Source organism: Stenotrophomonas maltophilia, assembly GCF_047497515.2.
In the GTDB taxonomy this organism is placed as follows: domain Bacteria; phylum Pseudomonadota; class Gammaproteobacteria; order Xanthomonadales; family Xanthomonadaceae; genus Stenotrophomonas.
Map to the genome: position 1 here is coordinate 88,562 of NZ_JAXAXL020000010.1, position 25,252 is coordinate 113,813.

The following is a 25,252-nucleotide window of genomic DNA, read 5'->3' on the forward strand; positions in this document are numbered from 1 at the left end:
AGCCTGATCGCATGACCATCACCGAAGACACCCGTCCCGCCCTGGGCCTGCCCCAGATCCAGTCGCTTGCCGCGGCCGACATGGCCGCCGTCGACGCCCTGATCCGGCGCCGCCTGTCCTCGGACGTCGTGCTGATCAACCAGATCGCCGACCACATCATTTCCGCCGGTGGCAAACGCCTGCGCCCGATGCTGGTGATGCTGGCCGGCCGCGCGGTCGGCACCGTCGGCCCGGACCACCACCAGCTGGCCGCGATCATCGAGTTCATCCATACCTCCACCCTGCTGCACGACGACGTGGTGGACGAATCCAGCCTGCGCCGTGGCCGCAGCACCGCCAATGCGCTGTGGGGCAATGCGCCGAGCGTGCTGGTCGGCGACTTCCTGTACTCGCGCAGCTTCCAGCTGATGGTCGAGCTGGAGCGCATGTCGGTGATGCAGATCCTGGCCGATGCCACCAACCGCATCGCCGAGGGTGAAGTGCTGCAGCTGCTGCACGTGCATAACCCGGACACCGACGAAGCCGCCTACCTGCGCGTGATCGAGCGCAAGACCGCCGTGCTGTTCGCCGCCGGCACCCGCCTGGGCGCGCTGGCCAGCGGCGTGGACGACGCCACCCAGCAGGCCCTGTTCGACTACGGCATGCACCTGGGCTATGCGTTCCAGATCGCCGACGACGTGCTGGACTACTCGGCCAACGCCGACGAGCTGGGCAAGAACCTCGGTGATGACCTGGCCGAAGGCAAGGCGACGTTGCCGCTGATCCACGCCATGGCCCACTCCGACGACGCCACCCGCGAACGCCTGCGCACCATCGTGCAGGACGGCGACGCCTCGGCGATGCCGGAAGTACTGGCCGCGATCCGTGCCACCGGCGGCCTGGAATACAGCCGCCGCCGCGCCGAGGAATACGCCGACGCCGCCGAGCGCGCGCTCGATGGCCTGGCCGACAACGATGCGGTTGCCGCCCTGCGCGGCCTGGCCCGCTACGCGGTGCAGCGCTCGCATTGACCGGTGAAGGCGTGCCGACCAACGGTCGGCACCCACCAGAGCGGGTAGGTGCCGACCGTTGGTCGGCACTACATGAAACGCTCCTCGAAGAACTCATCCAGCGCCTTCCAGGCCCGCTTTGCCGCCCGCTCGTTGTATTGGCAGCCCGGCGGGCTGTTGGCATCGCGCTCGGCGAAGCAGTGCACCGCACCGCTGTAGTTGGTGAACTCCCAATCGACCTTGGCCGCGTTCATCTCCTTCTGGAAGCCGGCGATGTCCTCGGCGGTCACGCTCTTGTCGTCGGCACCGTTGAGCACCAGCACCGAGGGATGGCTGCCACCGGCCTGCGCCGGCAGCGGCGATCCCAGCCCGCCATGCAGGCTGACCACACCGGCCAGCGGCGCCCCGGCACGGGCCAGCTCCAGCACCGTGGTGCCGCCGAAGCAGAAGCCGACCGCGCCTATCCGGCTGGCATCCAGCGGCACCTTGCCGGCCTGCGCCTTGAGCACGTTCACTGCCTCCAGCGCGCGGGCACGCAGCAACGGCCGGTCGTTGCGCAGCTTGGTCGCCACCGGCCCTGCCTCGGCATCGGTCTTCGGCCGCACGCCCTTGCCGTAGACATCGGCCACCAGCACCACATAGTCATCGCCGGCCAACTGTTTGGCCTTCTCGATGGCCGATTCGTTCACACCCTTCCAGTTCGGCACCATCACCAGCCCGGGGCGCTTATCGTTGTCGCCGTCGTCATAGACCAGCACGCCACTGAAGGTCGTGCCCTGGTGTTTCCACTCCACCGGCTGCGTCTTCATCGCTGCCCACGCTGGCATTGCCGCCAGCCCAAGCACCATCGCCACGCCGCATCGCCACCTGTTCATGCGCCTGCTCCAGAAAAAGGGGACGGAGGGGATCAAGTCGTACTCATCCCTCCCGCGTGGCATTCTGCATTGGCGGCGTGACGCAGGTGTGGTTGGATACGACTTAGCCCCCTCCGTCCCCTTTTTGCATGAACCTTGTTGATCGCTTTCTGTCCGGACTGATCCCACGCCTGCCCGCCGATGCCGCCCCCCAGTGGGCCCATGTCCATGGCGCCAACGCCGACGACCTGCAGCGCCTGCGCTCGCAGTGGCCGCAGGTGCCGGACAGCCTCGTCGCGCTGTTGTCGCGCGTGGATGGCACTCACTTCCGCGCCTACCCCGGTGGCGAGGTATGCCTGCTTATGCTCGGCTCGGACGTGGAGGACGGTGGCTATCCGTACTACCTGCGGTCGGTCGCACAGATCTTCGAAGACCAGCAGCAGTGGGACGACAGTATCCGCTCGATCTACGAGGAATGGCTGGACGACGAGCCGGAAATCCTCGGCGACGGCATCGATGCCGACCTTCCGATGAGTCGCCGCCTGTGCTTCTCGCACTGCATGAACAACGGCGGCACCTCGATGCTGTACCTGGATTTTAATCCTGCGCCGGGCGGCAGCGTGGGCCAGGTGGTGCGCTATCTGCACGACCCGGACAGCTACGCCGTGATCGCGCCCAGCTTCGATGCCTATCTGCAGCAGCTTATCGACCGCGACTACGCGTTCATCGAAGACGAACAGTAGATCCACGCCATGCGTGGATGAATTTCAGCGGAGGTTGCCGGCCAGCGGCCGGCACTACCTTCAAGCGATGCCCAACCCCGGAATCGCGCTGATGGTGTCCGGATCGAAGCCGGCCAGTTCGGCGAAATGGCGGCCACGCGCCACGTAATCGCGGTAGGCACCAAAGCTCGGCGCGCCTGGCGACAGCAGCACCACCCCGCCCTGCGCACCCAACGCGGTACGCGCCAAGGCCATCGCCTGCGGCAGATCACCGGCCGCATGCAGGCCGAAGCGACCGGCATCGGCCAGTGGCTGCAGCATCGCGTGGATGCGCGGGCCGTTGCTGCCCATGGTCACGATCTCCACCGGCGGTACGTCGTGCGCCATGTGCTGCATGAAATCGGTCCAGTCCAGGCCACGGTCATGGCCGCCCACCAGCAGCGCGATGCGCTGGCCGGCGAAGCACTCCAACGCGGCCAGGCTGGCATGCGGCGTGGTGCTGATCGAATCGTTGACGTAGGTCAGGCCATCGGCCACACCGATGCGCTGCAGGCGGTTCGGCAGCGGGCGGAAATCCTGCACCGCCGGTGCCAGCGCGACGGCATCCAGGCCCAGCGCTTCCAGCGCGGCCAGCACCGCGCACAGGTTGCCGCGGTTGTGGCGGCCCGGCAGTGGCGTGTTGCGGGTATCGAACACGGGCTGCTCGCCGCGATGCACGACGTCATCCCGCATGTGCCAGCCCTGCGGCTGGTTGAACCAGACCACTTCACTGTCCGGCAAAGAGAGCGCGGCCAGGTGCGGATCGGCGGCATTGAGCACGGCAATGCGCGGCGCGGCTTCGGTGACCAGCCGCAGCTTGTCTTCGATGTAGCGCTGCTCGCTGCCGTGCCAGTCCAGGTGTTCTGGGAACAGATTCAGCACCACCGCCACCTGCGGGTGGGCGCCACTGCGCGCCACTTCGCCGGTCTGGTAGCTGGACAGCTCGACCGCCCAATACTCGGGCGCCGGCTGCGGGTCCAGCACTTCCAGCAGCGGCAGGCCGATGTTGCCGACCAGGCCGGTGCGGTGCCCGGCCGCACGCAACAGGTGCGCGACCAGCGCGGTGGTGGTGCTCTTGCCCTTGGTGCCGGTCACGCACACCGTGTCGTGCACGATGCCGTCGTCGGCCGCGTGTTCGGCAAACCACAGCGCAGTACCGCCGATGAAAGACGTGCCCTGCTCCGCCGCCGCCAGCGCAATCGGCTGGTAAGGGCTGATGCCGGGCGACTTGATTACCACGTCGAACGCCGCCAGCGCTTCGGCCGAGGGCTCACCACGCACGTCCAGCGCGCCCTGCGTTTCCGTCCGCGCGGCCTCGGCTTCAGCAGCCGGGCAGAACAGGCTCAGCGGCAGCGACGGCAGCCGCTCACGCAGCACCGCGAACGCCGCACGGCCCTCACGGCCCCAGCCCCACAGCGCAACGCGCTTTCCCTCAAGCTTCGAAATCTTCACGCACCCGTTCCCACAGCGCAGCCGGGACACGATGCTCGCCTTGCAGCTGCAGCAGCGGCGCCAGTTCCAGTTCAGCGGCGTCCAGCTGCGGCTGGATCTCGTTGCAGAAGCGCTTCACCAGCACGTCTTCCTTCCATTCCGGGCGCTGCGCCAGCGTCGCCATCGCCGCACGCGATTCGCGGCCTTCGCCCACGCATTCGAACGGCTTGTGGTCCTGGAATTCCAGCAGCGCATCGAAGCCCCCGGCCTGCTCGGCATCGTCCAGCAGGTTGCGGCCGAAGATGCGCACCAGGCGCGTCTTGGGCATGAACGGGGCCAGCGCCAGGAACACGAAGTGGCACTTCGGGCAGACGCCGCACCAGCGGTTCACCGGGCGCTCGCCGAGGATGTGGAAGTTGCGGTTGCAGCTGGAAAAGTGCGCGTCGTAGAAATCGGTCTTGGCGAACTGGCGGGCCACCGCCAGCTCCGACATCGGCCGCAGCAGCGAGTAGTAGTGCAGGTCCGCGGCGACGTGCGCCTGCACGTGGCTGCCGAATGCCTGCTCGAATGCCCAGCCCTTGGACCACTGGTGGTTCACTTCGCCGGTGCCCGGAATCTGGCTGCCGTAGCTGGCCGAGCGTTCGTTGGAGAACACCACTTGGTCTACCCCCTGCAGCAGCGCAGCCAGCACCATGATCGCCGAGTTCACCGCGGTGACCGGGATATGGCCGTTCCAGGCGCCCTGGCGGTTGAGCTCGAACAGTTCCGGCGCCAGCGCGCGGCCCAGGTTCAAGGTCGGCAGGCCAGTACGCTCGGCGCAGGCACGGATCAGCTGCGAGCCTCCGATCCAGGTCACCGTCTCATCCACGCCGGCACGGCGCAGCGCTTCGATGCTGACCAGCGAATCCTTGCCGCCACCGATCGCCACCAGCGCGTGCGACTGCAGGCCCAGTGCCGGCGCCTGCACCGCTTCGCCCTGTACCGGCAGGCGGAAGCGCCCGCGCAGGTTCAGGCCGTTGCGGTAGGCGAATTCGCCCAGGCCGTTCAGGTAGACCGTTTCCACCAGCGCCGCGGTATCGGCATCGATGGCGTAGCTGTCGATGCTGACCGTCTCCGGCACGCCCGCCTTGTAGTAGCTGACACCGGCAATCAGGTGCAGCAGCTGCAGGGCACGCTGCACGGCAGCGGCACGCGCCTGGTCCAGCACGAAGGGCGCGCCGGGCACGGTGATGGTTTCCACCATCTCCGGGCCGTCATCGAAGGCGTAGACCAGCCTGGCCACGCCGGTATCCGCGGCGAATTCGCAGCGGACGAAGCGGAAGCGGGAAACCTGGTGTTTGTCGAAAGCAGTCATGGTGTATCCGGTCAGGCACGTGCCCGCGCGATGGCGCGGGGCGTGTCGGTGGGCGGGTGCAGTGCGCGGGTGGCGATCATTCGATCACGTCTTCGCGCGGCATCGCCCGCTGGTTGTAGGTGTTGGACATCACATAGCCGTAGGCACCAGCATCGGCGATCAGCATCACATCGTCCGGTGCGGTCGATACCGGCAGCTTGCGGCGCTTGCCGAACACATCGCTGGATTCGCAGATCGGGCCGACCACATCGAAGGCTGCCTCGGCATAGCCGCCCTGGCGGCTGAGGTTCTCGATGTCATGCCAGGCGTCGTACAGCGCCGGGCGCATCAGGGTGTTCATGCCGGCATCCAGGCCGACACGGCGCACGCCGTCCTTTTCCACGACCTGGGTGGCATGGCTCAGCAGCACGCCCGATTCGGCCACCAAATAGCGGCCCGGCTCGATCGCCAGGCGGAACGCCGGGTGCAACGCTTTCACTTCGGCCAGGCCTTCGGCCCAGGCGTCCAGGTCGAACGGTTCGTCTTCGGCCGAATACGGAATCGGCAGGCCGCCGCCGATGTCGATGGTGTGCACGCTGCCGATGCGGCGGGCAAAGCCGGCCAGCTCATCGCACATCAGGCGCCAGTGCTGCGCAGTCTCCACGCCACTGCCCAGATGGGCGTGCAGGCCGACCACGCGGCTGCCCAGGTCGGTGGCCGCGCGCACGAATTCGTCGACGCGGGCGATCGGCAGGCCGAACTTGGAGTCCTTGCCGCCGGTACGCACCTTGGCATGGTGGCCCTCGCCACGGCCAAGGTCGACGCGCAGCCACAGCTCACGGTTGCGGAACAGGTCCGGCCAGCGCTGCAGCGCTTCAACGTTGTCGACGGTGACGGTCACGCCCAGCGCGAACGCGGCTTCGTAATCGCTGCGCGGGCAGAAGCTGGGGGTGAACAGCACGCGCTTGGGCGACAGCTCCGGCAGGTGCTGAAACACATGCTTCAACTCACCATGCGACACGCACTCCAGGCCGAACCCCTCCGCTTCCAGCAGCTGCAGGATGGCCGGATGGCTGTTGGCCTTGATTGCGTAGTAACGCTGGTCGATCGGCTTGATCGCGGCCAGCGCGCGGGCGCGGGCGCGCACGGTCGGCAGGTGGTAGACGTAGCGCGGCGTACCGGCATCGGCCAGCTGCAGCAGGTGCGCACGCTGGCCGCGCCACCACGGCGTGCCACGCGGGCGCACGGTGCCGGCGATCTCGCGCCAGCGCGGGCCGAACACTTCGGTCTCTTCCACCGGCATCGCGCCGCTGTCGATCAGCTCGGCATGCAGGATCGGCAGCAGGCCATCGGCATCGGCTTCGTCGATGACGAAGGTCAGGTTCAGGTCGTTGGACGACTGCGAGATCATGTGCACGCGCTCGCGGCCGAAGGTGGCCCATACGTCCGACAGCTTGTGCAGCAGCGAACGCATGCCACGGCCGACCAGGGTGATCGCCGCGCACGGCACGATCACCTTCACCTTGCAGATCTGCGACAGGTCGGCCGACAGCGCGGCCAGCACATCGGTGTTGACCAGGTTCTCGGACGGGTCCAGCGACACGGTGACGTTGGTCTCCGCCGAACCGATCAGGTCCACCGACAGCCCGTGCTTCTTGAACAGGTTGAACACATCGGCCAGGAAGCCGACCTGCTGCCACATGCCGATGCCTTCCATCGACACCAGCACGATGCCGTTGCGGCGGCTGATCGCCTTCACGCCCGGGACAGGCGCAGCGCTGCCATCGATGCTGGTGCCCGGCAGTTCCGGGCGCTCGGTATCGAGGATGGCCATCGGCACGCCGGCATCGCGGCACGGCTTGATCGAGCGCGGGTGCAGCACCTTGGCGCCAGTCGTGGCGATTTCCTGTGCTTCGTAGTAGTCCAGGCGGGTCAGCAGGCGCGCGTCCGGCACGTCCTTTGGATTGGCGCTGAACATGCCCGGCACGTCGGTCCAGATCTCCACGCGGCTGGCGCCGAGCAGCGCACCGAAGTACGCCGCCGAGGTATCCGAACCGCCGCGGCCGAGGATGGCGGTACCGCCATCGGCGTGGCGGGAAATGAAGCCCTGGGTGATCAGCAGGCGGGTCGGCTGCGCGCGGAAACGCTGCATCCACTCCGCGTCGGCGCGCCACTGGCAGTTCACCGACAGGCGCTGCGACCAGTCGCTCTGGTTCGGCTGCGGCGGCATCGCGTCCAGCCACTGGCGGGCATCCATCCAGCCCATGTCCAGGCCCGAGGCATGCAGGTAGGCCGCACCCAGCGTCGAGGACAGCAGTTCGCCCTGGCCCAGCACGTCGGCCTGCCAGTCCAGCGGGCGGGTGGCCGCACGCGCGTCATCCAGCAGGCCCTGCAGCGCGGCCAGGCGCTCGGCCAGCACCTCGCGCCCGAGGCCCAGCTCGACCAGGAAACCCTCGTGGCGCTCAACCAGCGCCGCCACGCGATCGCGGCTGTCCGGCGCACCGTCGGCGATCGCGGTCAGTTCGTTGGTGACCCCGGACAGCGCCGAGACCACCACCAGCACGCGCGAGCCGGTCTCTTCCGCACGTTTTTTCGCCAGCTTCCCGATCGTGTCCCAGCGGTGGCGACGCGACACCGAGGTGCCGCCGAACTTCAGTACGATCCAACGATCGACAAGGGGGGAAGCTGACATGGATAGGCTATGTGTAAGGTGGGGGAGCCGCCCGAGGGGGCGGAACCTTCGATTCTAAGCCCAATGGACCCGCCGATGGCCGCCTTCCGTTACCTGCAGCTCGATGTCTTCGCCCCCCACCCCGGCAGCGGCAATCCGCTGGGCGTGGTGCTGGGCGCCGATGGGCTCTCCAGTGCCCGCATGCAGGCCCTTGCCGCGTGGCTGAACCTGTCCGAGACGGTGTTCTTCCTGCCGCCCAGCGCCCCCGGCGCCGACTACCACATCCGCATCTTCACCCCGAACAGCGAACTGCCATTTGCCGGCCACCCCAGCGTGGGCGCGGCCTGGGCTGCAGTCACCTGCGGCCTGGCAACCCCGCGCGACGGCGGCGCGCTGGTCCAGCAATGCGCCGCCGGCCTGCTGCCGGTGCGGGTGAGCGGTGCCGCCGCTTCTCCAACCATCGAACTGGCCAGCCCGCCGGCACAGCACCTGCCGACCGAACCGGGCCAGGTGCCCGGAGCGCTGTTGGCGCTGGCCGCCGCCGGGCATGCGCCCGAACTGTGGGACAACGGCCCACGCTGGTGGCTGCTGCCGCTGCGCGACGCTGTCGCCGTGCGCGGGCTGGCCCCGGACATGGCCGCCCTGCGCGACTGGACCAATGCCACCGGCGCAACCGGCGTAGCGGTATTTGCCGACGAAGCCGCCACGGACCATGCCCGCGTCGTGCGCGCGTTCTGCCCCGGCGATGCGGTGAACGTGCCCGAGGACCCGGTCACCGGCAGCGCCAATGCGCTGATCGGTGCCTGGTTGCGCGAGCGCGGCGTGCTGCCCGGTGGCAGCGGCGGCTATGTCGCCAGCCAGGGCCGCGAAGTCGGCCGCGACGGCCGCGTCCACGTACGCGTGGATGCCGACGGCACGGTGTGGATCGGCGGCCAGGTGCAGCCGGTGATCGACGGCCAGATCAGCTGGTAACGCCGAAAAAAGCGGACGGAAGGAATCACGTCGTTCGTGGCACAAGCGACGTGATTCCCTCCGTCCCCTTTTTTGTGCGCCGCGCTACCCTATGCCGCCTGTTTACTGGAGTTCCTGCCTGATGTCCGCACGACGTTTCCTGCAGCTGGATGTGTTCTCCCCGCGTGCCGGCGCCGGCAATCCGTTGGCCGTGGTGCTCGATGCCGAAGGCCTGGACGATGCCAGCATGCAGGCCATCGCACGCTGGACGCGCCTGCCCGAGACCACCTTCGTGTTCCCGGCGCAGGCGGCAGGCACCAGCTACCGGCTGCGCATGTTCAGCCCGCAGAAGGAAGTGCCGTTCGCCGGCCATCCCAGCGTCGGCACCGCGCATGCGGTGCTGCAGGCAGGCCTGGCAGTGCCGGTCGACGGCGTGCTGGTGCAGGACGGCATCGCTGGCGCCCTGCCGCTGCGCGTCAGCGGCGAAGGCGCGCAGCAGCGCATCGCCATCCGTACCCCGCGGGCACAGCTGGCCGAGACCACCGAGGCCAGCGATCCGCGCCTGCAGGCCGCGCTGAAGGGCTGGCCGCAGGGCGCGCTGCCGCCGGCCCGCATGCAGGGCGGGCGCAGCTGGTGGGTGGTGCAAGTGGCCGATGAAGCCGCGCTGCGCGCCCTGCATCCGGATTGGGATGCGGTGGCCGCGCTGGCCGAATCCACCGACAGCATGGGCGTGTTCACCTATGCGTTCGCCGATGGCAACGAGGGATTCGATCTGGCGGTGCGCGCCTTCGTCGGCAACGGCCGTCGCTTCGAGGATGCGGCCTCGGGCGCTGCCAACGCGGTGCTGGCGGCATGGCTGGACCTGCGCGATGCGCTGCCGCGTGGCCGCGCACCGTTCGAAGTCAGCCAGGGCCGCGAAGTCGGCCACGATGCGCGCCTGACGCTGCGGGTCGATGAAGACGGTGAAGTCTGGTCGGGTGGCCAGGTGCAGACGGTGATCACCGGCACGATTGATTGGTAGAGCCGGCCGCTGGCCGGCTGCCACCTGATCCGAATGTGGCCAGGTGCAGACGGTGATGCCGGCGCAATGATGGGTAGAGCCGGCCGCTGGCCGGCTGCTACCTGATCTGGATATCGCGATTGCCGGCCAGCGGCCGGCACTACCTGACCATCAGCCCAGCTCGGCCTCCAGGCTGATCGGTACCGCGCTCAGTGCCTTGGACACCGGGCAGTTCTGCTTGGCGTCATCGGCAATGGCACGGAACTGTGCAGCGTCGATGCCCGGTACCACCGCCTTCACTTTCAGCCGGATCTGCGACAGCTGCGGCCCACCTTCCAGCGACAGATCGACCTTGGCCTCGGTGTCCAGCGAAGTCGGGGTAAAGCCGGCTTCGCCGAGCTTGGCCGACAGCGCCATGGTGAAACAGCCAGCGTGCGCGGCGGCGATCAATTCTTCTGGATTGGTGCCCTTCTCGTCACCGAAGCGGCTGTTGAAGCCGTAGCGGGTCTTGTCCAGCAGCCCACTCTGCGGCGTGCTCAACTGGCCCTTGCCCGACTTCAGATCGCCTTCCCAATGCGCGGTGGCGTGTCGCGAGATTCCCATTTCGTGCTCCTGCGTGGCGGTGATGAACGGTCACCCTCGCACGGCGCGCGTTAGGCCTGCGTCGCTCCGCCGCACGCCGTGCGTCCCGCCCGAACCGCTACGGTGGACATTTCCTCGCCATGAAATGATGAATTTTCCCCTTGTTTTCAGTAGTTTCGCGCATTCCAGAAATGAGCAGGCGACGCCACTCCAGCCGGTCCCGACGCCCCCGTCCCCCGTCGCCGGCCATGTACTGAATCGGCCTGGATATGAAAAAACATGCACTTTCCGCGCTTTGGGCTATTGGCGGCGCCCGAGAGTTGCCCTACATTGCGCTTGCCGACGGGGTTCGGCGCCGACCAAACAACCAACCGTTCACGGAACAGGAAACCATGGCAAAGACCGCTAAGAAGGCTGCCCCGAAGAAGGCAGTGAAGAAAGTCGCGACGAAGGCAGCCGCAAAGCCGGCCGCTCCGAAGCCGATCAAGGAAGTGCTGACCAAGTCCGGCCTGGTTGCACACATCGCTGAAGCCTCCGGCGTCGTCGCCAAGGACGTCCGCGCTGTGCTGGCCTCGCTGGAAAGCGCAGTTGCCTCGTCGGTGCACAAGAAGGGCGCTGGCTCCTTCACCCTGCCGGGCCTGCTGAAGATCTCCACCGTCAATGTGCCGGCCAAGCCGAAGCGCAAGGGCATCAACCCGTTCACCAAGGAAGAGCAGTGGTTCGCCGCCAAGCCGGCCACCACCAAGCTGAAGGTGCGTCCGCTGAAGAAGCTGAAGGACGCTGCGCTGTAAGCGCGCGCCCCAAAGTGGATCGCGACGGGACGGCTCTGGCCGTCCCGTTTTTTTTGGGGCGGCGGTACCCGGCAACGGATCCAGGCCGGGCGTGGGGTGCGCCCCTTGCCAAAGGCAATCCGCAACACAGCGTTGCCGCCGCCCTGGCAATGCCCGCCCAGCCCCGCCGCCATTGGCCCGGCGCGGCCTGCAGCGGCCCCGGAACGTACCGGGTGGAACACTGCGTGCAGCGCCGGCCGTCGCCGCCGGCCGTGGCCTTGCCTATGGTGGGCACATCCTCCACAGCTACGGCGAGCACCCTCTCATGGCCAGCCCTTCCACCCGCTACCGGATCTCGGTGACCCCCATCGAAAAGGACGGGGTGCAGTGCACCGGCCGCTGCACCATCGAACTGGAACACCGCGCCAGCCGCGATCTGATGCGCCTGCTGGAAGCGGCGCCGCGTACCGCCGGCCTGAGCGGCGACGAACGCGCGACCCTGGTGATCGCCACCCAGCTGCTGCGTGACATCGTGCAGCGCCACGCCGAGACCGACGGCCACGCACTGGCCGCCGTCGCGGCACAGGTGCTGCCGGCACTGGACGCGCTGGAACAACTGCCCTCCTCCCGCTGATCGCATCGCAGCCGATACACTTCCTCCTCCACGTCGCCTCGGGGAGGAGGCATGCGCAGGACTCTTTTTCTGATCGCCCCCGTGATGCTGCTGGGCTGTTCCAGGCCCGCTGCACAGCCTGACCCAGCGCCCGCGGCCGCCCGCACGGAGGCGGCGGCACGGCCCCTCGCGGACACCGGCACCAGTGCGGTGGCCCTGTCGTCGCCGACGATCGATCCGCTGTTTGCAGCGGTCACGGCCGATGCCCAACCGCCATCGATGATGCTCAACCGCTACCTGATCGCGCTGCTCAACCGCGACCGCAGCGCCAGCGATGCGGCCTGGACCTTCCCACCCGCCGATCCACGCCACGCGGACGATGCAGCGATACGCCAGTTGCAGGACCTGCGCACGCTACGCCTGGAGAGCGAAGTTCCACTGGCACGCGACGGCCAGCAGCCGCCCCGGTTGCTGGAAGTGCCGGTGCGGATCCGCGCAGCCACCACGCAAGGCACCTTCCGCTTCAGCGGCTGGTACCGCGTGCAGCCCAGCGCCGATGGCCGCTCCTGGCAGATCCAGTCGGCGCAACTGCGGCCAACGCTGGACTGAACCGTTGCAGCGGCATGCACGCACGATTCAGCCGGCACGGCTACTCTTTCCACCATCCACTTCATCGCCACCGGTCACCGCCATGCGCCTGCGTTCCTTGATGACCCGCCTCGCCGCCTCCACCGTGCTGATCGCTGCTGCGATCGGTGCGCAGGCCGCCCCCTCCATCTCCGGCCGCGAACTGTCGGTCGGCGCCAGCGATGTGCAGCAGTATCTCGACGGCAGCTTCCCGCGCACCCAGGGTGCCTTGGGTGGCCTGATCGCGTTGACCATGAGCCATCCGCAGCTGAGCCTGCCGGCCGGCGAACGCTTGAACCTGGGTATGGACGTGGCGCTGGCCACCGCCGGCGGCAACCCGGCCAAACTGGGCACGGTGAAGCTCAGCAGCGGCCTGCGCTATGACGCGCAGACCCAGGGCTTCCACCTGCAGCAGCCGAGCGTGGATGACTTCACCCCGGCCAACCAGGGCGGGCGCCTCGATTCGCGCACCCGTGGCCTGCTCAATGCCTGGCTGAGCGACTATGCCCAGCGCGAGCCGATCTACAAGCTGGACCCGGCCGTGGCCGGTGTGCTCGGCGCGCTGCAGGTGCAGTCGGCGCAGGTGAAGAACGGCAAGCTGGTGGTCACCTTCAACCAGAACCTGGGCAACCTGGTGCCGGCGGGCATCCTCGGCAAATAGCAAATAAGGGTAGTGCCGGCCGCTGGCCGGCACCCTCGTCAATCATCACGCCACCAGTGCTTTCACCACTGCCTCGCTGAACGCCGGAATGTCATCCGGCTTGCGGCTGGTGATGACATTGCCATCCACCACGACCTCGGCGTTGCGCCACTTGGCGCCGGCATTGGCGAGGTCCTGCTGCAGGGAGGGCCACGACGTCAGCTCGCGTCCATCGGCCAGGCCGCTGTTGATCAACAGCCACGGACCGTGGCAGATGGCGGCAACGGGCTTGCCGGCCTCGGCGACGCTGCGGATGAAACGCAGCGCCGCCTCGTCGGTGCGCAGCGTGTCCGGGTTGATGACACCACCGGGCAGCACCAGGGCATCAAAGCGACCAGCATCAGCCTCGTCCAGTGGCAGGTCTACCGCCACCACGCCACCCCAGTCCTTGTCTTTCCAGCCCTTGATGGTCGCCTCCTTCGCAGGCGACACCACGCTGACCCGTGCGCCCTCCGCCTCCAGCAGGCGCTTGGGTTCGGTCAGTTCGGACTGTTCGAAGCCGTGCGTGGCAAGGATGGCAATCTGCTTGCCGCTGAGACGCTGAGCCATGTCGGATGCTCCATCGGAAGGAGCGGACAGCGTGCGCGGGGCGCCATTGAACGGTGGTGACCCAACCGTGTACGGCAGGTGGAGACGCATGCGGTAGTGCCGGCCGCTGGCCGGCACAATCATCACATCAGTGCCGGCCAGCGGCCGGCACTACCCGCAGCGGTCAGCGCTTGGGCTGCAGCATGGTGCCGGTGCACTTGGGCGAACCGCAGCGGCACTCCCAGATCTTCTTCAGCTTCGCGGTGTGGCGCTCGGCCAGGGTGATGCCGTAGTTGTAGGTCAGTTCCTCGCCGGCCTTGATATCGCGCAGGGCCTCGATGAACACCTTGTCGCCACGGCTGTCGCCGTCCTCGTCTTCCTCGATCACCGCCTCGCAGTTCGGGTCGCAGCTGTGATTGATCCAGCGCGCGTCATTGCCCTTGTAGTTGGCATCGATCACCCAGTCATCGTTGAGGGTGAACAGGAAGGTATGGCCGCTTTCGACGTCGCCGCTGTCATCGGCATCGACGTCGCCGTGGCTGCGCAGCAGGCCCTTGTACTGGATCACGCGCTCGCCCTGCTTGATCGGGGCCACGGCGAACACGCCGTTGCCATGGATGGCGGACTTGCGGGCTTGGATCTTCTTCGGCATCGGCACGGGCTGTTTGCAGCGAATGGAACGGGGATTCTCGCCCATTCCGGGTGATTGCGAAAATCACCCCATTGGCGCAGCATTGCGCCCTGGCAATGGCCCCGGTGCGTCCCTCCCGGCCTGGCCCCAGCGCCGGCTGAATGCCCGGGTTGGATGGCGGCGAATAAAAGCGTACAATTTCAGTCCGCTTTAAGAACCACTCGCATCCCCATGTTGCGCGTCACCAAACTCACCGATTACGCCACCGTCGTGCTGACCGTGCTTGCCGCCCGCCCGGGCGAGGTGCTCAGTGCCACCGAGCTGGCCGAATTCACCGGTCTGGAGCCGCCCACCGTCAGCAAGGTGCTCAAGCCGCTGGCCCAGGCCGGCCTGGTCGAGGGCCTGCGCGGTGTCCGCGGTGGCTACCGCCTGACCCGCCCGGCCATCGAGATCTCGCTGTTCGAAGTGGTCGAGGCAATGGAAGGGCCGCTGGCCCTGACCGAATGCAGCCACGACCACCACCAGTGCGGCATGGCGCCCAAGTGCGGTGCGCGCAGCAGCTGGCGGCTGATCAACGACGTGGTCTCCGAGGCCCTGCGCGACGTCACCCTTGCGCAGATCCTGCCCCCTCTCCCCCTTGCCGATGACGAACAGCGCCGCACCATCGCTGTCGACGTCGTCTCCTGATCCGTAGGCAGCCCCCCATGGCCACCGAAACCATCGAAAACGTCGCCCACGACGACACCCCCAACCGCGAGATCCACGAGCAGCTCGGCCGCAAGTATTCGGCCGGCTTCATCACCGAGATCGAGTCGGATTCGCTGCCGCCGGGCCTGGACGAGGGCACCATCCGTGCCCTGTCGGCCAAGAAGGAAGAGCCGGAGTGGATGACGCAGTGGCGCCTGGACGCCTACCGCCATTTCCTGACCATGCCGATGCCGGACTGGGCCAAGCTGGAGATCGCCCCGATCGACCTGCAGGCGCTCAGCTATTACTCCGCGCCGAAGGGCCCGAAGTACGCCTCGCTGGATGACGTGCCCAAGGAACTGCTCGACACCTACGACAAGCTCGGCGTGCCGCTGCACGAGCGCGCCAAGCTGGCCGGCGTGGCGGTGGACGCGGTGTTCGACTCGGTGTCCGTCGGTACCACCTTCCGCAAGGAACTGGCCGAGAAGGGCGTGATCTTCTGCTCGATGTCCGAGGCCATCAAGGAGCACCCGGAACTGGTGCGCCAGTACCTGGGTACCGTGGTGCCGGTGGGCGACAACTACTTCGCCGCGCTCAACTCGGCGGTGTTCTCCGATGGCAGCTTCGTGTTCATTCCCAAGGGCGTGCGCTGCCCGATGGAACTGAGCACCTACTTCCGCATCAACGCCGGCCACACCGGCCAGTTCGAGCGCACCCTGATCGTGTGCGAGGACAAGGCCTACGTGTCCTACCTGGAAGGCTGCACCGCACCGATGCGCGATGAGAACCAGCTGCACGCCGCGGTGGTCGAGCTGGTGGCGCTGGAAGACGCGGAGATCAAGTACTCCACGGTGCAGAACTGGTACCCGGGCGACGAGAATGGCGTCGGCGGCATCTACAACTTCGTCACCAAGCGTGCCGAATGCCGTGGCGCGCGCAGCAAGGTCACCTGGACCCAGGTCGAGACCGGCTCGGCGATCACCTGGAAGTACCCGTCCTGCGTGCTGCTGGGCGACGACTCGGTGGGCGAGTTCCACTCGGTGGCCCTGACCCACCACCGCCAGCAGGCCGACACCGGCACCAAGATGATCCACGTCGGCAAGCGCACCAAGAGCAAGATCGTCAGCAAGGGCATCAGCGCCGGCCGCGGCCAGAACACCTACCGTGGCCTGGTCAAGGTCGACCGCAACGCCGATGGCGCGCGCAACTACACCCAGTGCGATTCGCTGCTGATCGGCAAGCAGTGCGGTGCCCACACCTTCCCCTACATCGAGGTGAAGAACCCGGGCGCCACCGTCGAGCACGAAGCCACTACTTCCAAGATCTCCGACGACCAGCTGTTCTACTGCCGCGCCCGTGGCATCAGCCAGGAAGACGCGGTGTCGATGATCGTCGACGGCTTCTGCAAGCAGGTGTTCCGCGAACTGCCGATGGAATTCGCAGTGGAAGCCAAGAAGCTGCTGGAAGTCTCGCTGGAAGGCTCGGTGGGCTGACCGCCCGCCCCGCTCCTCGCAAACGCATTCTCTTTACCGGCGGGCTGCGGCCCGCCCCACGGAAACCCCACCATGCTGAAGATCGAAAACCTCCACGCGCGCATCGGCGACAAGGAAATCCTCAAGGGCCTGTCGCTGGACGTGAAGCCCGGCCAGGTGCACGCCATCATGGGCCCCAACGGCGCCGGCAAGTCCACCCTGGGCAATGTCCTGGCCGGCCGCGACGGCTACGAAGTGACTGAAGGCAGCGTGCAGTTTGAAGGCACCGACCTGCTGGATCAGGACCCGGAAGCGCGCGCCGCCGCCGGCCTGTTCCTGGCCTTCCAGTACCCGGTGGAAATCCCGGGCGTGAACAACACCTACTTCCTGCGCGCCGCCCTGAACGCCCAGCGCAAGGCGCGTGGCGAGGAAGAACTCGATTCGATGCAGTTCCTCAAGCTGGTGCGCCAGAAGCTGGCCGTGCTGCACCTGAAGGACGAGCTGCTGCACCGTGGCGTCAACGAAGGTTTCTCCGGTGGCGAGAAGAAGCGCAACGAGATCTTCCAGCTGGCCGTGCTGGAGCCGAAGCTGGCGATCCTGGACGAAACCGACTCGGGCCTGGACATCGACGCGCTGAAGAGCGTGGCCGACGGCGTCAACGCGCTGCGCGCCGCTGATCGTTCGTTCCTGGTCATCACCCACTACCAGCGCCTGCTGGACTACATCAAGCCGGACGTGGTGCACGTGCTGGCCGATGGCCGCATCGTCAAGAGCGGTGGCCCGGAACTGGCGCTGGAACTGGAAGCGCACGGCTATGACTTCCTGAAGGATCGCGTGGTGCGCGAGGCGGCCGTCTGATGAGCGCGCTGCTCGACTCGATGGCCCAGGCTTTCTGCGGCAGCGATGCGCGCCGCGAAGTGCTGGATGCGGCCCTGCGCGACGGCCTGCCCGCCGCGCGCAATGAAGCCTGGAAGTACACCTCGCTGCGCCAGCTGGAGCGCCGTGCGTTCGCCGCGGCACCGCTGCAGGGCCCGGCGCTGGACGCCGCGCAGCTGGACGACATTCCGGCGCCGCGCCTGGTGTTCGTCAACGGTCGCCTCGATGCCGCGCTGAGCGACGTGCAGGCGCTGCCGGCGGGCGTGCAGCTGCAGCCGCTGTCGGCCGCACTGGCCGACGGTGAGGATGCCGTGCGTTTCCTCGGCCGCCGCTACGAGCGCAGCGAAGAGATCTTCGCCCGCCTCAACGCCGCGCTGGCCGATGAAGGCGTGGTGCTGCGCGTGGACGAAGGCGTGCAGGTCGACGTACCGTTGCAGCTGGTGTTCGCCAGCGTGGCCGGCGATACCGACCTGGCCTGGCACCACCGCCACCTGATCGAACTGCGCACCGGTGCCAGCCTCGGCGTGGTCGAGCACCGCTTCAGCGTGGGTGACTCCGCCCACCTCGACAACACCGTGCTGCACGCCCACGTCGCCCGCGATGCCGTGCTCAAGCACGCCCGCGTGCAGGCCGGCAGCGCGCGCCAGACCAGCTTCCTGCGCACCGATGCGGTGCTGGCCCGCGACGCGCAGTACCACCGCGTTGATCTGGAACTGGGTGCCGCACTCAGCCGCCATGAACTGAACGTGCGCCTGGAAGGCGACAACGCCCAGCTGACCGCCAACGGCGTGCTGCTCGGCAACGGCCGCCGCCATGTCGAAACCCGCCTGGGCATCGACCACATCGCACGCGATACAAGCTGCGAACTGCTGTGGCGCGGCGTTGCGGCCAACCGCAGCCGCGTGGTGTTCCACGGTGGCATCCAGATCCGCGAAGGCGCCGATGGCACCGACGCGAACCTGTCCAACAAGAACCTGCTGCTGTCGGCCGACGCCGAGATCGACACCCAGCCGACGCTGGTGATCGACGCCGATGAAGTGAAGGCCGCGCATGGCGCGACCGTCGGCCAGCTCGACGCCAACGCGCTGTTCTACCTGCGCTCGCGCGGCCTGCCGCAGGCCCAGGCGCAGGCACTGCTGAGCGCCGCGTTCTGCCACGAACCGCTCAAGGTCCTGCCCGATGCGCTGCGCGAGCAGCTGGCGCGCCGCCTGGACAAGGCCCTGGTCGAGGCGGGCGTGGCATGAACCTGTCCACGCCGCGCCCGCTCGAAACCGCTACCGGCGCTCCCGACTGGGATCGCGTCCGCCTCGACTTCCCGCTGCTGATGCGCGAAGTCCACGGCAAGCCGCTGGTCTATTTCGACAATGCCAACACCGGCCAAAAGCCGGTGCAGGTGATCGGCGCGGTGGACGAGTTCTACCGCCGCTACAACGCCAACGTCAGCCGCGCCGTGCATGCACTGGGCAGCGAAGCCACCGACGCCTACGAAGGTGCGCGCAACAAACTGGCGCGCTTCCTCAACGTGCGCCCCAGCGACCTGGTGCTGTGCAGCGGCACCACCTTCGCCATCAACCTGGTGGCCTATTCGTGGGCGCTGCCGCGGCTGAAGGCCGGTGACGTGATCCTGGTGTCGCGCATGGAGCACCATGCCAACATCGTGCCGTGGCAGCTGGTCGCCCAGCGTACCGGCGCCACGATCCGCGTGGCCGAGATCACCCCCGACGGCGCGCTCGACCTGGACGCCCTGCGCGCAGCGATGACCCCCGAGGTCAAACTGCTGGCGGTTACCCACGTCTCCAACGTGCTGGGCACGGTCAATCCGGTGCGCGATATCTGCCGTGAGGCGCGCAAGCGCGGCATCGTCACCGTGGTCGATGGTTCGCAGGCGGTGCCGCACCGCAAGGTGGACGTGGCCGCGATCGGTTGCGACTTCTACGCCATCACCGGCCACAAGATGTGTGGCCCGACCGGCACCGGCGCGCTGTGGGCGCGGCGCGAGCATCTGGATGCAATGCCGCCGTTCCTCGGCGGCGGCGAGATGATCAAGGAAGTCAGCTTCGACGGCACCGTCTTCAACGATGCCCCGCACAAGTTCGAAGCCGGCACCCCGAACATCGCCGGCTTCATCGGCCTGGGCGTGGCTGCCGACTACCTGCAGCAGCTGGGCCAGGACAACGTGGAAGCACGCGAAGCCGAACTGCTGGCGCACTTCACTGAAGAGCTTCGCCGCGTTGACGGCCTGCGCATCATCGGCGAAGCGCCGGAGAAGGCTGCGGTGGTCTCGTTCCTGATCGACGGCGCGCATGCCCACGATCTGGCCACCCTGCTCGACCTGGAAGGCGTGGCCGTGCGCTCGGGCCAACACTGCGCGCATCCGCTGCTGCAGTACTTTGGCGTCGCCGCCACCTGCCGTGCCTCGCTGGCGTTCTACAACACGCACGCCGAGATCGAGCGCTTCATGACCGCCCTGACCAAGGTACGCAAGCTGTTGGGGTGAGATTCCCAGGCCAGCCGGGAGCCGAGAACGCCGCTGGAAACCGCGGCGTTTTTCATGGCGGCGCCAATGGCAGGATCGAAGACACGCAGAGCTCCGCAGGCCATTGCCCAAGATGCCCCTTGCCGAAAGGGAAATCGGGCCGGCCCGCCGCTACGATTCCGGTGACTTCAACCGCCTGCTCCGGCGGAAGCACCAGGATGGGAATTCCATTCACCCACACGCCCGCAGCCGCCCATGGGTCCTGTACCGGCGGCCCGGGGTGCAGCGCAGACATTTCAAAACCATCAACGTAGACACCCCGCACGCGTACCAATCGCCCGTGATAGCGCATCGGATCGGCGCGCAACGCCTCCAGCGTGACCGGCAACGCACGGGACGGACTGAAATCCGGGCAGCCCAGGCCGTTGGGCGCAATGCCGCCGCCGTCCACATGCGCCGGCAGACGTACCAGAGCAATCATCATCCCCGCGGTCAACGCCAGCGTGATTCCCCTCGACACGTCCACGCCACGGCCCCGTATGACAATTGATGAAGCGCGAGCATACCGTTGCCGGAACTGCCGGGGCCCCATTTGCGCCCGCCCACGCCCCACCTAGAATGTCCCCATGAGCACCCTCACCTTCCGCGCCGCCACGCCGGCCGACATCCCCGCCCTGATCGCCCTCGTCACCTCGGCCTACCGGGGTGACGCCAGCCGTGCCGGCTGGACCACCGAAGCCGACCTGCTGGACGGCGCCCGCATCGACGCCGAAGGCATCCAGGCCGACCTCGACCGCCCCCGCTCCACCATCCTGCTGGCCGAACGCGAGGGCCGGCTGGTGGCCTGCGCCCACGTCGCCGATGTCGACGGCAAGGGCTACTTCGGCATGTTCTCGGTCGACCCGGCCCAGCAGGGCGGCGGCGTCGGCAAGCAGCTGATGGATGCGGCCGAAGCGCACGCCGCGCGCGAATGGAACGTGCCGGTGATGCAGATGACGGTGATCGACGTTCGCGACGAGCTGATCGCCTTCTACGAGCGTCGTGGCTACCAGCGCACCGGCATCAAGAAGCCGTTCCCGTATGGCGACGAACGCTTCGGCATCCCCAAGCGCGATGACCTGCGCTTCGAGATCCTGGAGAAGCCGCTGGCCGGAGCCACCGCGTGAGCGAGGCCTGGACCTTCGTCTGTGCCGGCGCCGAACTGCTGCCGGGTGAAATGAAGAGCGTGTTCGACGAAGTGACCGGCACCCCGATCGTGGTGTTCAACCTCGACGGCGAGCTGTATGCACTGGAGGACCAGTGCACGCATGAAGAGTTCGAGCTGTCCTCGGGCGAGTTCAACACCACCGAGGGCAGCGTGGAGTGCGTGCTGCACGGCGCGCGCTTCGACGTGCGCGATGGCCGCGCCCTGTGCGCGCCGGCCTATACCCCGGTGCCCAAGTTCCCGGTGAAGCGCGAACACGACGCCATCTGGACCCGCGACGACCGGGATTGAGGCCGCGGCCGTAGGCGTGGGCATCCACCCGTGGGGTGGATCTACAGAAACGCCGTGAGGACCTTCCCAGGGCGTTTCGGGGCCACCCCGGCGGCCCGCCACATCACGTACATGCGAATCATTATCGTTGATGTTATTCTACGTAACATCTTCGTAACGACTCCGCCCCGCGCCATGGCTTCGCCCGCGCCCGCCGCCACGCTGTGCCAGCTCGCCCGCCAAGGGTGGCCGCTGCTCGTGGCCGCGCTGCTGACGCTGGTGCTGGGTTGGTCGGCCTTGCACGAAGGGCGCGATGGACCGGCCACCTATGGTTGGCAGGCGCACGCTGAAGAACTGCACCAGGCCATGCCGGTGCCGACCCCGCCGGCCGACGAATGCCCGCAGCAGGCGGTACCGGCACCGGAGCCGCCGCTTGATGGCGAGGGCGGCACGCCCTGCGCCGGCCTGGCACCTGCGCGCGCCGCGCTGGTCGCCCACATCCCGCTGTGGCGTTCCGACGCCCTGCGCTGGCAGCTGCACGATCCGGCACTGCGCTTGAACCCCGGCCACGCTCCGCCCGTTCCGCACGCCAGCTGAGGCGCCCTGCGGCCGTTGCCGTGCGCCTGATCGCGTTTTCAGCCAGCCGAGCATGACTCGGCTCTATCAACCCCTTTACGTATCGTCGCGCGGTCTGCGCGCCGGTCCACGCCCTTTCCCGATCCGAGCCAACCAGCCACAGCCATGACCCACATCAAGACCCGCAAGTACGCCCCGCGCGTTTCCCTGCTCGCCTCGGCCACCCTGGCCGCCGGCTTCGCACCGTTGGCCGCGCAGGCCGCCGACAGCGCCGCCTCCGGCAACAACAAGGCCACCGACCTGGACAAGGTGCAGGTGCGCGGCAGCTGGTTCAATCCGTCCTCGCCGAAGTTCACCGCCGAGCTGCTGGACACCCCGAAGTCGGTGTCGATCGTGTCGGAGAAGCTGATTGCCGAAACCGGTGCGACCAACCTGCAGGACGCCCTGCGCATGGTCCCGGGCATCACCTTCGGTGCCGGCGAAGGCGGCAACCCGACCGGCGACCGCCCCTTCATCCGCGGCTTCGATTCGCAGAGCAACATCTTCGTCGACGGCCTGCGCGACGTCGGTTCGCAGACCCGCGAGATCTTCGACCTGGAGCAGGTGGAAGTGGTCAAGGGCCCGAGTTCGGCCTACGGCGGTCGTGACTCCGGCGGTGGCAGCCTGAACCTGGTGAGCAAGACCCCGAAGCTGAAGAACGAGACCAGCGCCAGCATGGGCATCGGTACCGACAGCTATGCGCGCGGCACCGTCGACGCCAACTATGTGCTGGGTGATGGCATCGCCGCCCGCCTGAACCTGATGAAGCACGAGTCGGACATCGCCGGTCGTGATGCGGCCAACGTCAGCCGCTGGGGCATCGCGCCGTCGATCGCGTTCGGCCTGAACGGCCCGGCGCAGCTGATCGCCAGCTACTACCACATGCAGAGCGATGACCTGCCGGATGCGGGTGGCTTCCCGTATGGCAACCCGAACGGTGCACCGGCCTCGAAGTGGGTCGACGGCCGCCCGATGGTGCCGGACCGCAACAACTACTACGGCCTGGTCGACCGCGACTTCCAGCGCACCCGCGCCGACATCAGCACCCTGGATGCGAGCTACGACTTCGGCGGCCACAAGCTGCGCAACATCGCGCGCCTGGGCAACACCAGCAATGATTACCTGTGGACCCAGCCGGACGACAGCCAGGGCAACCCGAACAACTACGGCACCTTGTGGCGCCGTACCAACACCCGCGCCGTCGACGTCAAGAGCTTCGCCGACCAGCTGGGCCTGACCGGCGCCTTCCAGACCGGCGCGCTCAAGCACAGCTACAGCGCTGGCGTGGAATACAGCGACGAGAAGATGACCCGCGGCAGCTACCTGATCGCCCCGGGCACCAGCAACCCGCTGACCGGCAACAGCAAGTGCCCGACCACGGGCGCGGCCACCGGCTACAACTGCACTGACTTCGCCAACCCGAACCCGCGCGATCCGTGGGCGGCCACGCACTCGGTGTACCGCAGCGACAAGGCGCTGGACGTCGAGCAGCGCACCAAGACCAAGTCCGCTTATCTGTTCGACACCATCGAGCTCAATGCACAGTGGAGCTTCAACGTCGGCCTGCGCTACGACGACTACTCCGCAACGCTGACCACGCCGGTGCAGGGCAAGGCCCCGACCCGCGCGCGCAATGACAACGACTTCCTGAACTATCAGGCCGGCATCGTCTTCAAGCCGATGGCCAACGGCAGCATTTACCTGTCGTACGGCACCTCCTCCACCCCGCCGGGCATGGATGGCGGCGATGGCGCGGACGGCCTCAACGAAGGCATCGCCAACCTCAAGCCGCAGGATACGAAGAACCTCGAACTGGGCACCAAGTGGGACCTGCTCAACAACCGCCTGAACCTGACCGCTGCGATCTTCCACACCGTGCTGAACAACGCGCGCGTGGCCGTGGACAACGGCAACAACCAGAACGCGGGCAAGAAGGAGATCAACGGCTTCGAGCTGGGCTTCAACGGCCAGCTGACCGATGCCTGGAGCCTGTACGGCGGCTACACCTACCTGGACTCGGAACTGAAGGACAACGGCTTCGTCTGTGGTGCACCGGTGGGCCGCACCTGCCCGTCCAACGTGTACGTGCCGTCGCCGAACAACGGCAACGTGTTCCCCAACACCGCCAAGCACAGCGCCAACCTGTGGACCACCTACCGCTTCCCGATCGGCCTGACCGTCGGCGCCGGTGCGTTCTACTCGGACAAGCAGTACGGTGACGTTGCCAACACCAAGTGGATCCCCAGCTACACCCGCTTCGACGCGATGGCCAGCTACGCGATCCAGGACAACATCAGCCTGCAGCTGAACGTGCAGAACCTGACCGACAAGACCTACTTCACCAAGGCCTATGCCTCGCACTACGCGAGCATCGCCCCGGGTCGCTCGGCCACCCTGGCGCTGAACGTCAAGTTCTGATGTAACTTCGCTCCACCACGGCGGCAGGCTCTCCTGCCGCCGTTTTTGTTTCCGGCGATACTCACCCCATGCCTACCCGCACCCCCATCGACAGCGACGCCCTGGCCGGACTGCTGCAGCACGATCCGCAGGCGGCATTCCAGCGCGTGCGCGATGCCGCGCAGGCCGGTCAGGTCGACGCACAGCTGCTGCTCGCGCAGATGCACATGGAAGGCAAAGGCACCGCGCAGGACGCCTCGGCCGCCCTGCTCTGGTACGAAACCGCCGCCAACAACGGCGCGCCGATGGCGATGAACATGCTTGGCCGCTGCCATGAGCTGGGCCAGGGCACCGCCGCCGACCCGACGCTGGCCGCGGTCTGGTACCGGCGCGCGGCCGACACCGGCCTGGACTGGGGCCTGTACAACCTGGCCAACCTGCTGGCCACTGGCCGCGGCGTTGCGCAGGACCGCGCGCAGGCACTGGCGCTGTACACCCGCGCCGCGCACCTGGGCCATGCCAAGTCGATGAACCTGCTGGCCCGCCACCTCGAAGACGGCCTGGAGATCGAGCGCGATCCGCAGGCCGCGTTGGGCTGGTACCGGCGTGCAGCCGAGACCGGCGATTTCCGCGGCCAGGCCAACTACGCCTCGATCCTGCTGCAGGCTGGCCAGATCGATCAGGCCGTGCACTGGTTGAGACAGGCGCTGGCCCACGGCAGCCCGGCGTTCATGGCGCACATCGTGCCGGAGCTGGCCGCGTCCCCGCATCCGCAGGTGCGCGCCCTGGTCGCACCGCCGTCCCCCTGAGGAGT

At 67.6% G+C, this 25,252-nt stretch carries 26 protein-coding genes; 18 read left to right on the plus strand and 8 right to left on the minus strand.

All coding sequences use genetic code 11. The features are described from left to right. The first annotated feature begins 11 nt into the window (after positions 1-11). A complete protein-coding gene (locus tag ACMZPQ_RS14415) occupies positions 12-1,010 on the plus strand; it encodes a polyprenyl synthetase family protein (RefSeq protein WP_197584351.1) in 999 nt (332 codons plus the stop codon). A 68-nt stretch (positions 1,011-1,078) separates the two neighbouring features. Here the strand turns inward: ACMZPQ_RS14415 and ACMZPQ_RS14420 are convergent, their stop codons facing one another. Beyond that, positions 1,079-1,864: a dienelactone hydrolase family protein gene (locus ACMZPQ_RS14420; RefSeq protein ID WP_197583019.1), complete on the minus strand. Its 786-nt coding sequence runs from the start codon at positions 1,862-1,864 to the stop codon at positions 1,079-1,081. Between the two features lie 128 nt (positions 1,865-1,992). On the opposite strand from ACMZPQ_RS14420, the gene ACMZPQ_RS14425 reads away from it, so the two are divergent. After that, positions 1,993-2,586, plus strand: coding sequence for an SMI1/KNR4 family protein (locus ACMZPQ_RS14425; protein WP_197583020.1), 594 nt, complete (start codon positions 1,993-1,995; stop codon positions 2,584-2,586). Between the two features lie 60 nt (positions 2,587-2,646). Here ACMZPQ_RS14425 and murD read toward each other — a convergent pair whose 3' ends face one another. The 3 genes from murD to ACMZPQ_RS14440 all read right to left on the minus strand — a co-directional run bounded on the left by murD (position 2,647) and on the right by ACMZPQ_RS14440 (position 8,060). Further along, on the minus strand, positions 2,647-4,056 hold the full coding sequence (gene murD, locus ACMZPQ_RS14430) for a UDP-N-acetylmuramoyl-L-alanine--D-glutamate ligase (RefSeq protein ID WP_197583021.1): 1,410 nt from the start codon (positions 4,054-4,056) through the stop codon (positions 2,647-2,649). Continuing rightward, a complete protein-coding gene (gene murL, locus ACMZPQ_RS14435; protein WP_197583022.1) occupies positions 4,037-5,389 on the minus strand; it encodes a UDP-N-acetyl-alpha-D-muramoyl-L-alanyl-L-glutamate epimerase in 1,353 nt (450 codons plus the stop codon). Before murL ends, murD begins: the two co-directional genes overlap by 20 nt. Before the next feature lie 76 nt (positions 5,390-5,465). After that, positions 5,466-8,060, minus strand: a complete 2,595-nt coding sequence (locus ACMZPQ_RS14440; protein WP_197583023.1) for a bifunctional aspartate kinase/diaminopimelate decarboxylase — start codon at positions 8,058-8,060, stop codon at positions 5,466-5,468. A 75-nt stretch (positions 8,061-8,135) separates the two neighbouring features. Between ACMZPQ_RS14440 and ACMZPQ_RS14445 the strand changes: the two genes are divergently transcribed. Together ACMZPQ_RS14445 and ACMZPQ_RS14450 are read left to right on the plus strand one after the other, a co-directional pair. Then, a complete protein-coding gene (locus tag ACMZPQ_RS14445) occupies positions 8,136-9,011 on the plus strand; it encodes a PhzF family phenazine biosynthesis protein (protein ID WP_197583024.1) in 876 nt (291 codons plus the stop codon). Positions 9,012-9,132: 121 nt separating this feature from the next. Further along, the gene (locus tag ACMZPQ_RS14450; protein ID WP_197583025.1) at positions 9,133-10,011 is read left to right on the plus strand and encodes a PhzF family phenazine biosynthesis protein; all 879 of its coding nucleotides are present in this window, start codon (positions 9,133-9,135) and stop codon (positions 10,009-10,011) included. 150 nt (positions 10,012-10,161) lie between these two features. On the opposite strand, the gene ACMZPQ_RS14455 is transcribed toward ACMZPQ_RS14450, so the two are convergent. Continuing rightward, positions 10,162-10,593 (minus strand): OsmC family protein, encoded by a 432-nt coding sequence (locus ACMZPQ_RS14455; RefSeq protein ID WP_014646276.1) that lies wholly within the window; start codon positions 10,591-10,593, stop codon positions 10,162-10,164. A 371-nt stretch (positions 10,594-10,964) separates the two neighbouring features. On the opposite strand from ACMZPQ_RS14455, the gene ACMZPQ_RS14460 reads away from it, so the two are divergent. The 4 genes from ACMZPQ_RS14460 to ACMZPQ_RS14475 all read left to right on the plus strand — a co-directional run bounded on the left by ACMZPQ_RS14460 (position 10,965) and on the right by ACMZPQ_RS14475 (position 13,243). Then, the gene (locus ACMZPQ_RS14460; protein ID WP_108748848.1) at positions 10,965-11,363 is read left to right on the plus strand and encodes an HU family DNA-binding protein; all 399 of its coding nucleotides are present in this window, start codon (positions 10,965-10,967) and stop codon (positions 11,361-11,363) included. 304 nt (positions 11,364-11,667) lie between these two features. Continuing rightward, on the plus strand, positions 11,668-11,976 hold the full coding sequence (locus tag ACMZPQ_RS14465; protein WP_197583026.1) for a DUF3861 family protein: 309 nt from the start codon (positions 11,668-11,670) through the stop codon (positions 11,974-11,976). A 51-nt stretch (positions 11,977-12,027) separates the two neighbouring features. Beyond that, complete coding sequence (locus tag ACMZPQ_RS14470) at positions 12,028-12,564, plus strand: hypothetical protein (RefSeq protein WP_197583027.1); 537 nt, start codon at positions 12,028-12,030, stop codon at positions 12,562-12,564. A gap of 82 nt (positions 12,565-12,646) precedes the next feature. After that, positions 12,647-13,243: a YceB family lipoprotein gene (locus tag ACMZPQ_RS14475; protein ID WP_197583028.1), complete on the plus strand. Its 597-nt coding sequence runs from the start codon at positions 12,647-12,649 to the stop codon at positions 13,241-13,243. 45 nt (positions 13,244-13,288) lie between these two features. On the opposite strand, the gene ACMZPQ_RS14480 is transcribed toward ACMZPQ_RS14475, so the two are convergent. Both ACMZPQ_RS14480 and ACMZPQ_RS14485 read right to left on the minus strand, forming a co-directional pair. Beyond that, entirely contained in the window at positions 13,289-13,831 is a 543-nt protein-coding gene (locus tag ACMZPQ_RS14480; protein ID WP_197583029.1) for a type 1 glutamine amidotransferase domain-containing protein, read from the minus strand. A gap of 163 nt (positions 13,832-13,994) precedes the next feature. Next, entirely contained in the window at positions 13,995-14,462 is a 468-nt protein-coding gene (locus ACMZPQ_RS14485) for an SET domain-containing protein (RefSeq protein ID WP_012479369.1), read from the minus strand. A gap of 210 nt (positions 14,463-14,672) precedes the next feature. Between ACMZPQ_RS14485 and ACMZPQ_RS14490 the strand changes: the two genes are divergently transcribed. The 5 genes from ACMZPQ_RS14490 to ACMZPQ_RS14510 all read left to right on the plus strand — a co-directional run bounded on the left by ACMZPQ_RS14490 (position 14,673) and on the right by ACMZPQ_RS14510 (position 19,973). Continuing rightward, on the plus strand, positions 14,673-15,128 hold the full coding sequence (locus tag ACMZPQ_RS14490) for an SUF system Fe-S cluster assembly regulator (RefSeq protein ID WP_005408436.1): 456 nt from the start codon (positions 14,673-14,675) through the stop codon (positions 15,126-15,128). A gap of 17 nt (positions 15,129-15,145) precedes the next feature. Beyond that, the gene (gene sufB / locus ACMZPQ_RS14495; protein WP_197580804.1) at positions 15,146-16,621 is read left to right on the plus strand and encodes a Fe-S cluster assembly protein SufB; all 1,476 of its coding nucleotides are present in this window, start codon (positions 15,146-15,148) and stop codon (positions 16,619-16,621) included. A gap of 72 nt (positions 16,622-16,693) precedes the next feature. Further along, positions 16,694-17,458, plus strand: coding sequence for a Fe-S cluster assembly ATPase SufC (sufC, locus tag ACMZPQ_RS14500; protein WP_197580805.1), 765 nt, complete (start codon positions 16,694-16,696; stop codon positions 17,456-17,458). Next, positions 17,458-18,720 (plus strand): Fe-S cluster assembly protein SufD, encoded by a 1,263-nt coding sequence (gene sufD, locus ACMZPQ_RS14505; protein WP_197580806.1) that lies wholly within the window; start codon positions 17,458-17,460, stop codon positions 18,718-18,720. Before sufC ends, sufD begins: the two co-directional genes overlap by 1 nt. After that, positions 18,717-19,973: a cysteine desulfurase gene (locus ACMZPQ_RS14510; protein WP_197580807.1), complete on the plus strand. Its 1,257-nt coding sequence runs from the start codon at positions 18,717-18,719 to the stop codon at positions 19,971-19,973. Before sufD ends, ACMZPQ_RS14510 begins: the two co-directional genes overlap by 4 nt. Positions 19,974-20,025: 52 nt before the next feature. Here the strand turns inward: ACMZPQ_RS14510 and ACMZPQ_RS14515 are convergent, their stop codons facing one another. Then, on the minus strand, positions 20,026-20,478 hold the full coding sequence (locus tag ACMZPQ_RS14515; RefSeq protein WP_197580808.1) for a hypothetical protein: 453 nt from the start codon (positions 20,476-20,478) through the stop codon (positions 20,026-20,028). A gap of 100 nt (positions 20,479-20,578) precedes the next feature. On the opposite strand from ACMZPQ_RS14515, the gene ACMZPQ_RS14520 reads away from it, so the two are divergent. The 5 genes from ACMZPQ_RS14520 to ACMZPQ_RS14540 all read left to right on the plus strand — a co-directional run bounded on the left by ACMZPQ_RS14520 (position 20,579) and on the right by ACMZPQ_RS14540 (position 25,247). Then, positions 20,579-21,118, plus strand: a complete 540-nt coding sequence (locus ACMZPQ_RS14520) for a GNAT family N-acetyltransferase (protein ID WP_197580809.1) — start codon at positions 20,579-20,581, stop codon at positions 21,116-21,118. After that, positions 21,115-21,447: a non-heme iron oxygenase ferredoxin subunit gene (locus ACMZPQ_RS14525; protein ID WP_053449036.1), complete on the plus strand. Its 333-nt coding sequence runs from the start codon at positions 21,115-21,117 to the stop codon at positions 21,445-21,447. Before ACMZPQ_RS14520 ends, ACMZPQ_RS14525 begins: the two co-directional genes overlap by 4 nt. Positions 21,448-21,621: 174 nt before the next feature. Then, positions 21,622-22,023 carry a hypothetical protein gene (locus ACMZPQ_RS14530; RefSeq protein WP_197580810.1) on the plus strand — a complete coding sequence of 134 codons (402 nt, stop codon included), beginning with the start codon at positions 21,622-21,624 and terminating at the stop codon, positions 22,021-22,023. Between the two features lie 144 nt (positions 22,024-22,167). Beyond that, entirely contained in the window at positions 22,168-24,459 is a 2,292-nt protein-coding gene (locus ACMZPQ_RS14535) for a TonB-dependent receptor domain-containing protein (RefSeq protein ID WP_197580811.1), read from the plus strand. Positions 24,460-24,527: 68 nt separating this feature from the next. Continuing rightward, positions 24,528-25,247 carry a tetratricopeptide repeat protein gene (locus ACMZPQ_RS14540; protein ID WP_197580812.1) on the plus strand — a complete coding sequence of 240 codons (720 nt, stop codon included), beginning with the start codon at positions 24,528-24,530 and terminating at the stop codon, positions 25,245-25,247. Positions 25,248-25,252: the final 5 nt, after the last annotated feature.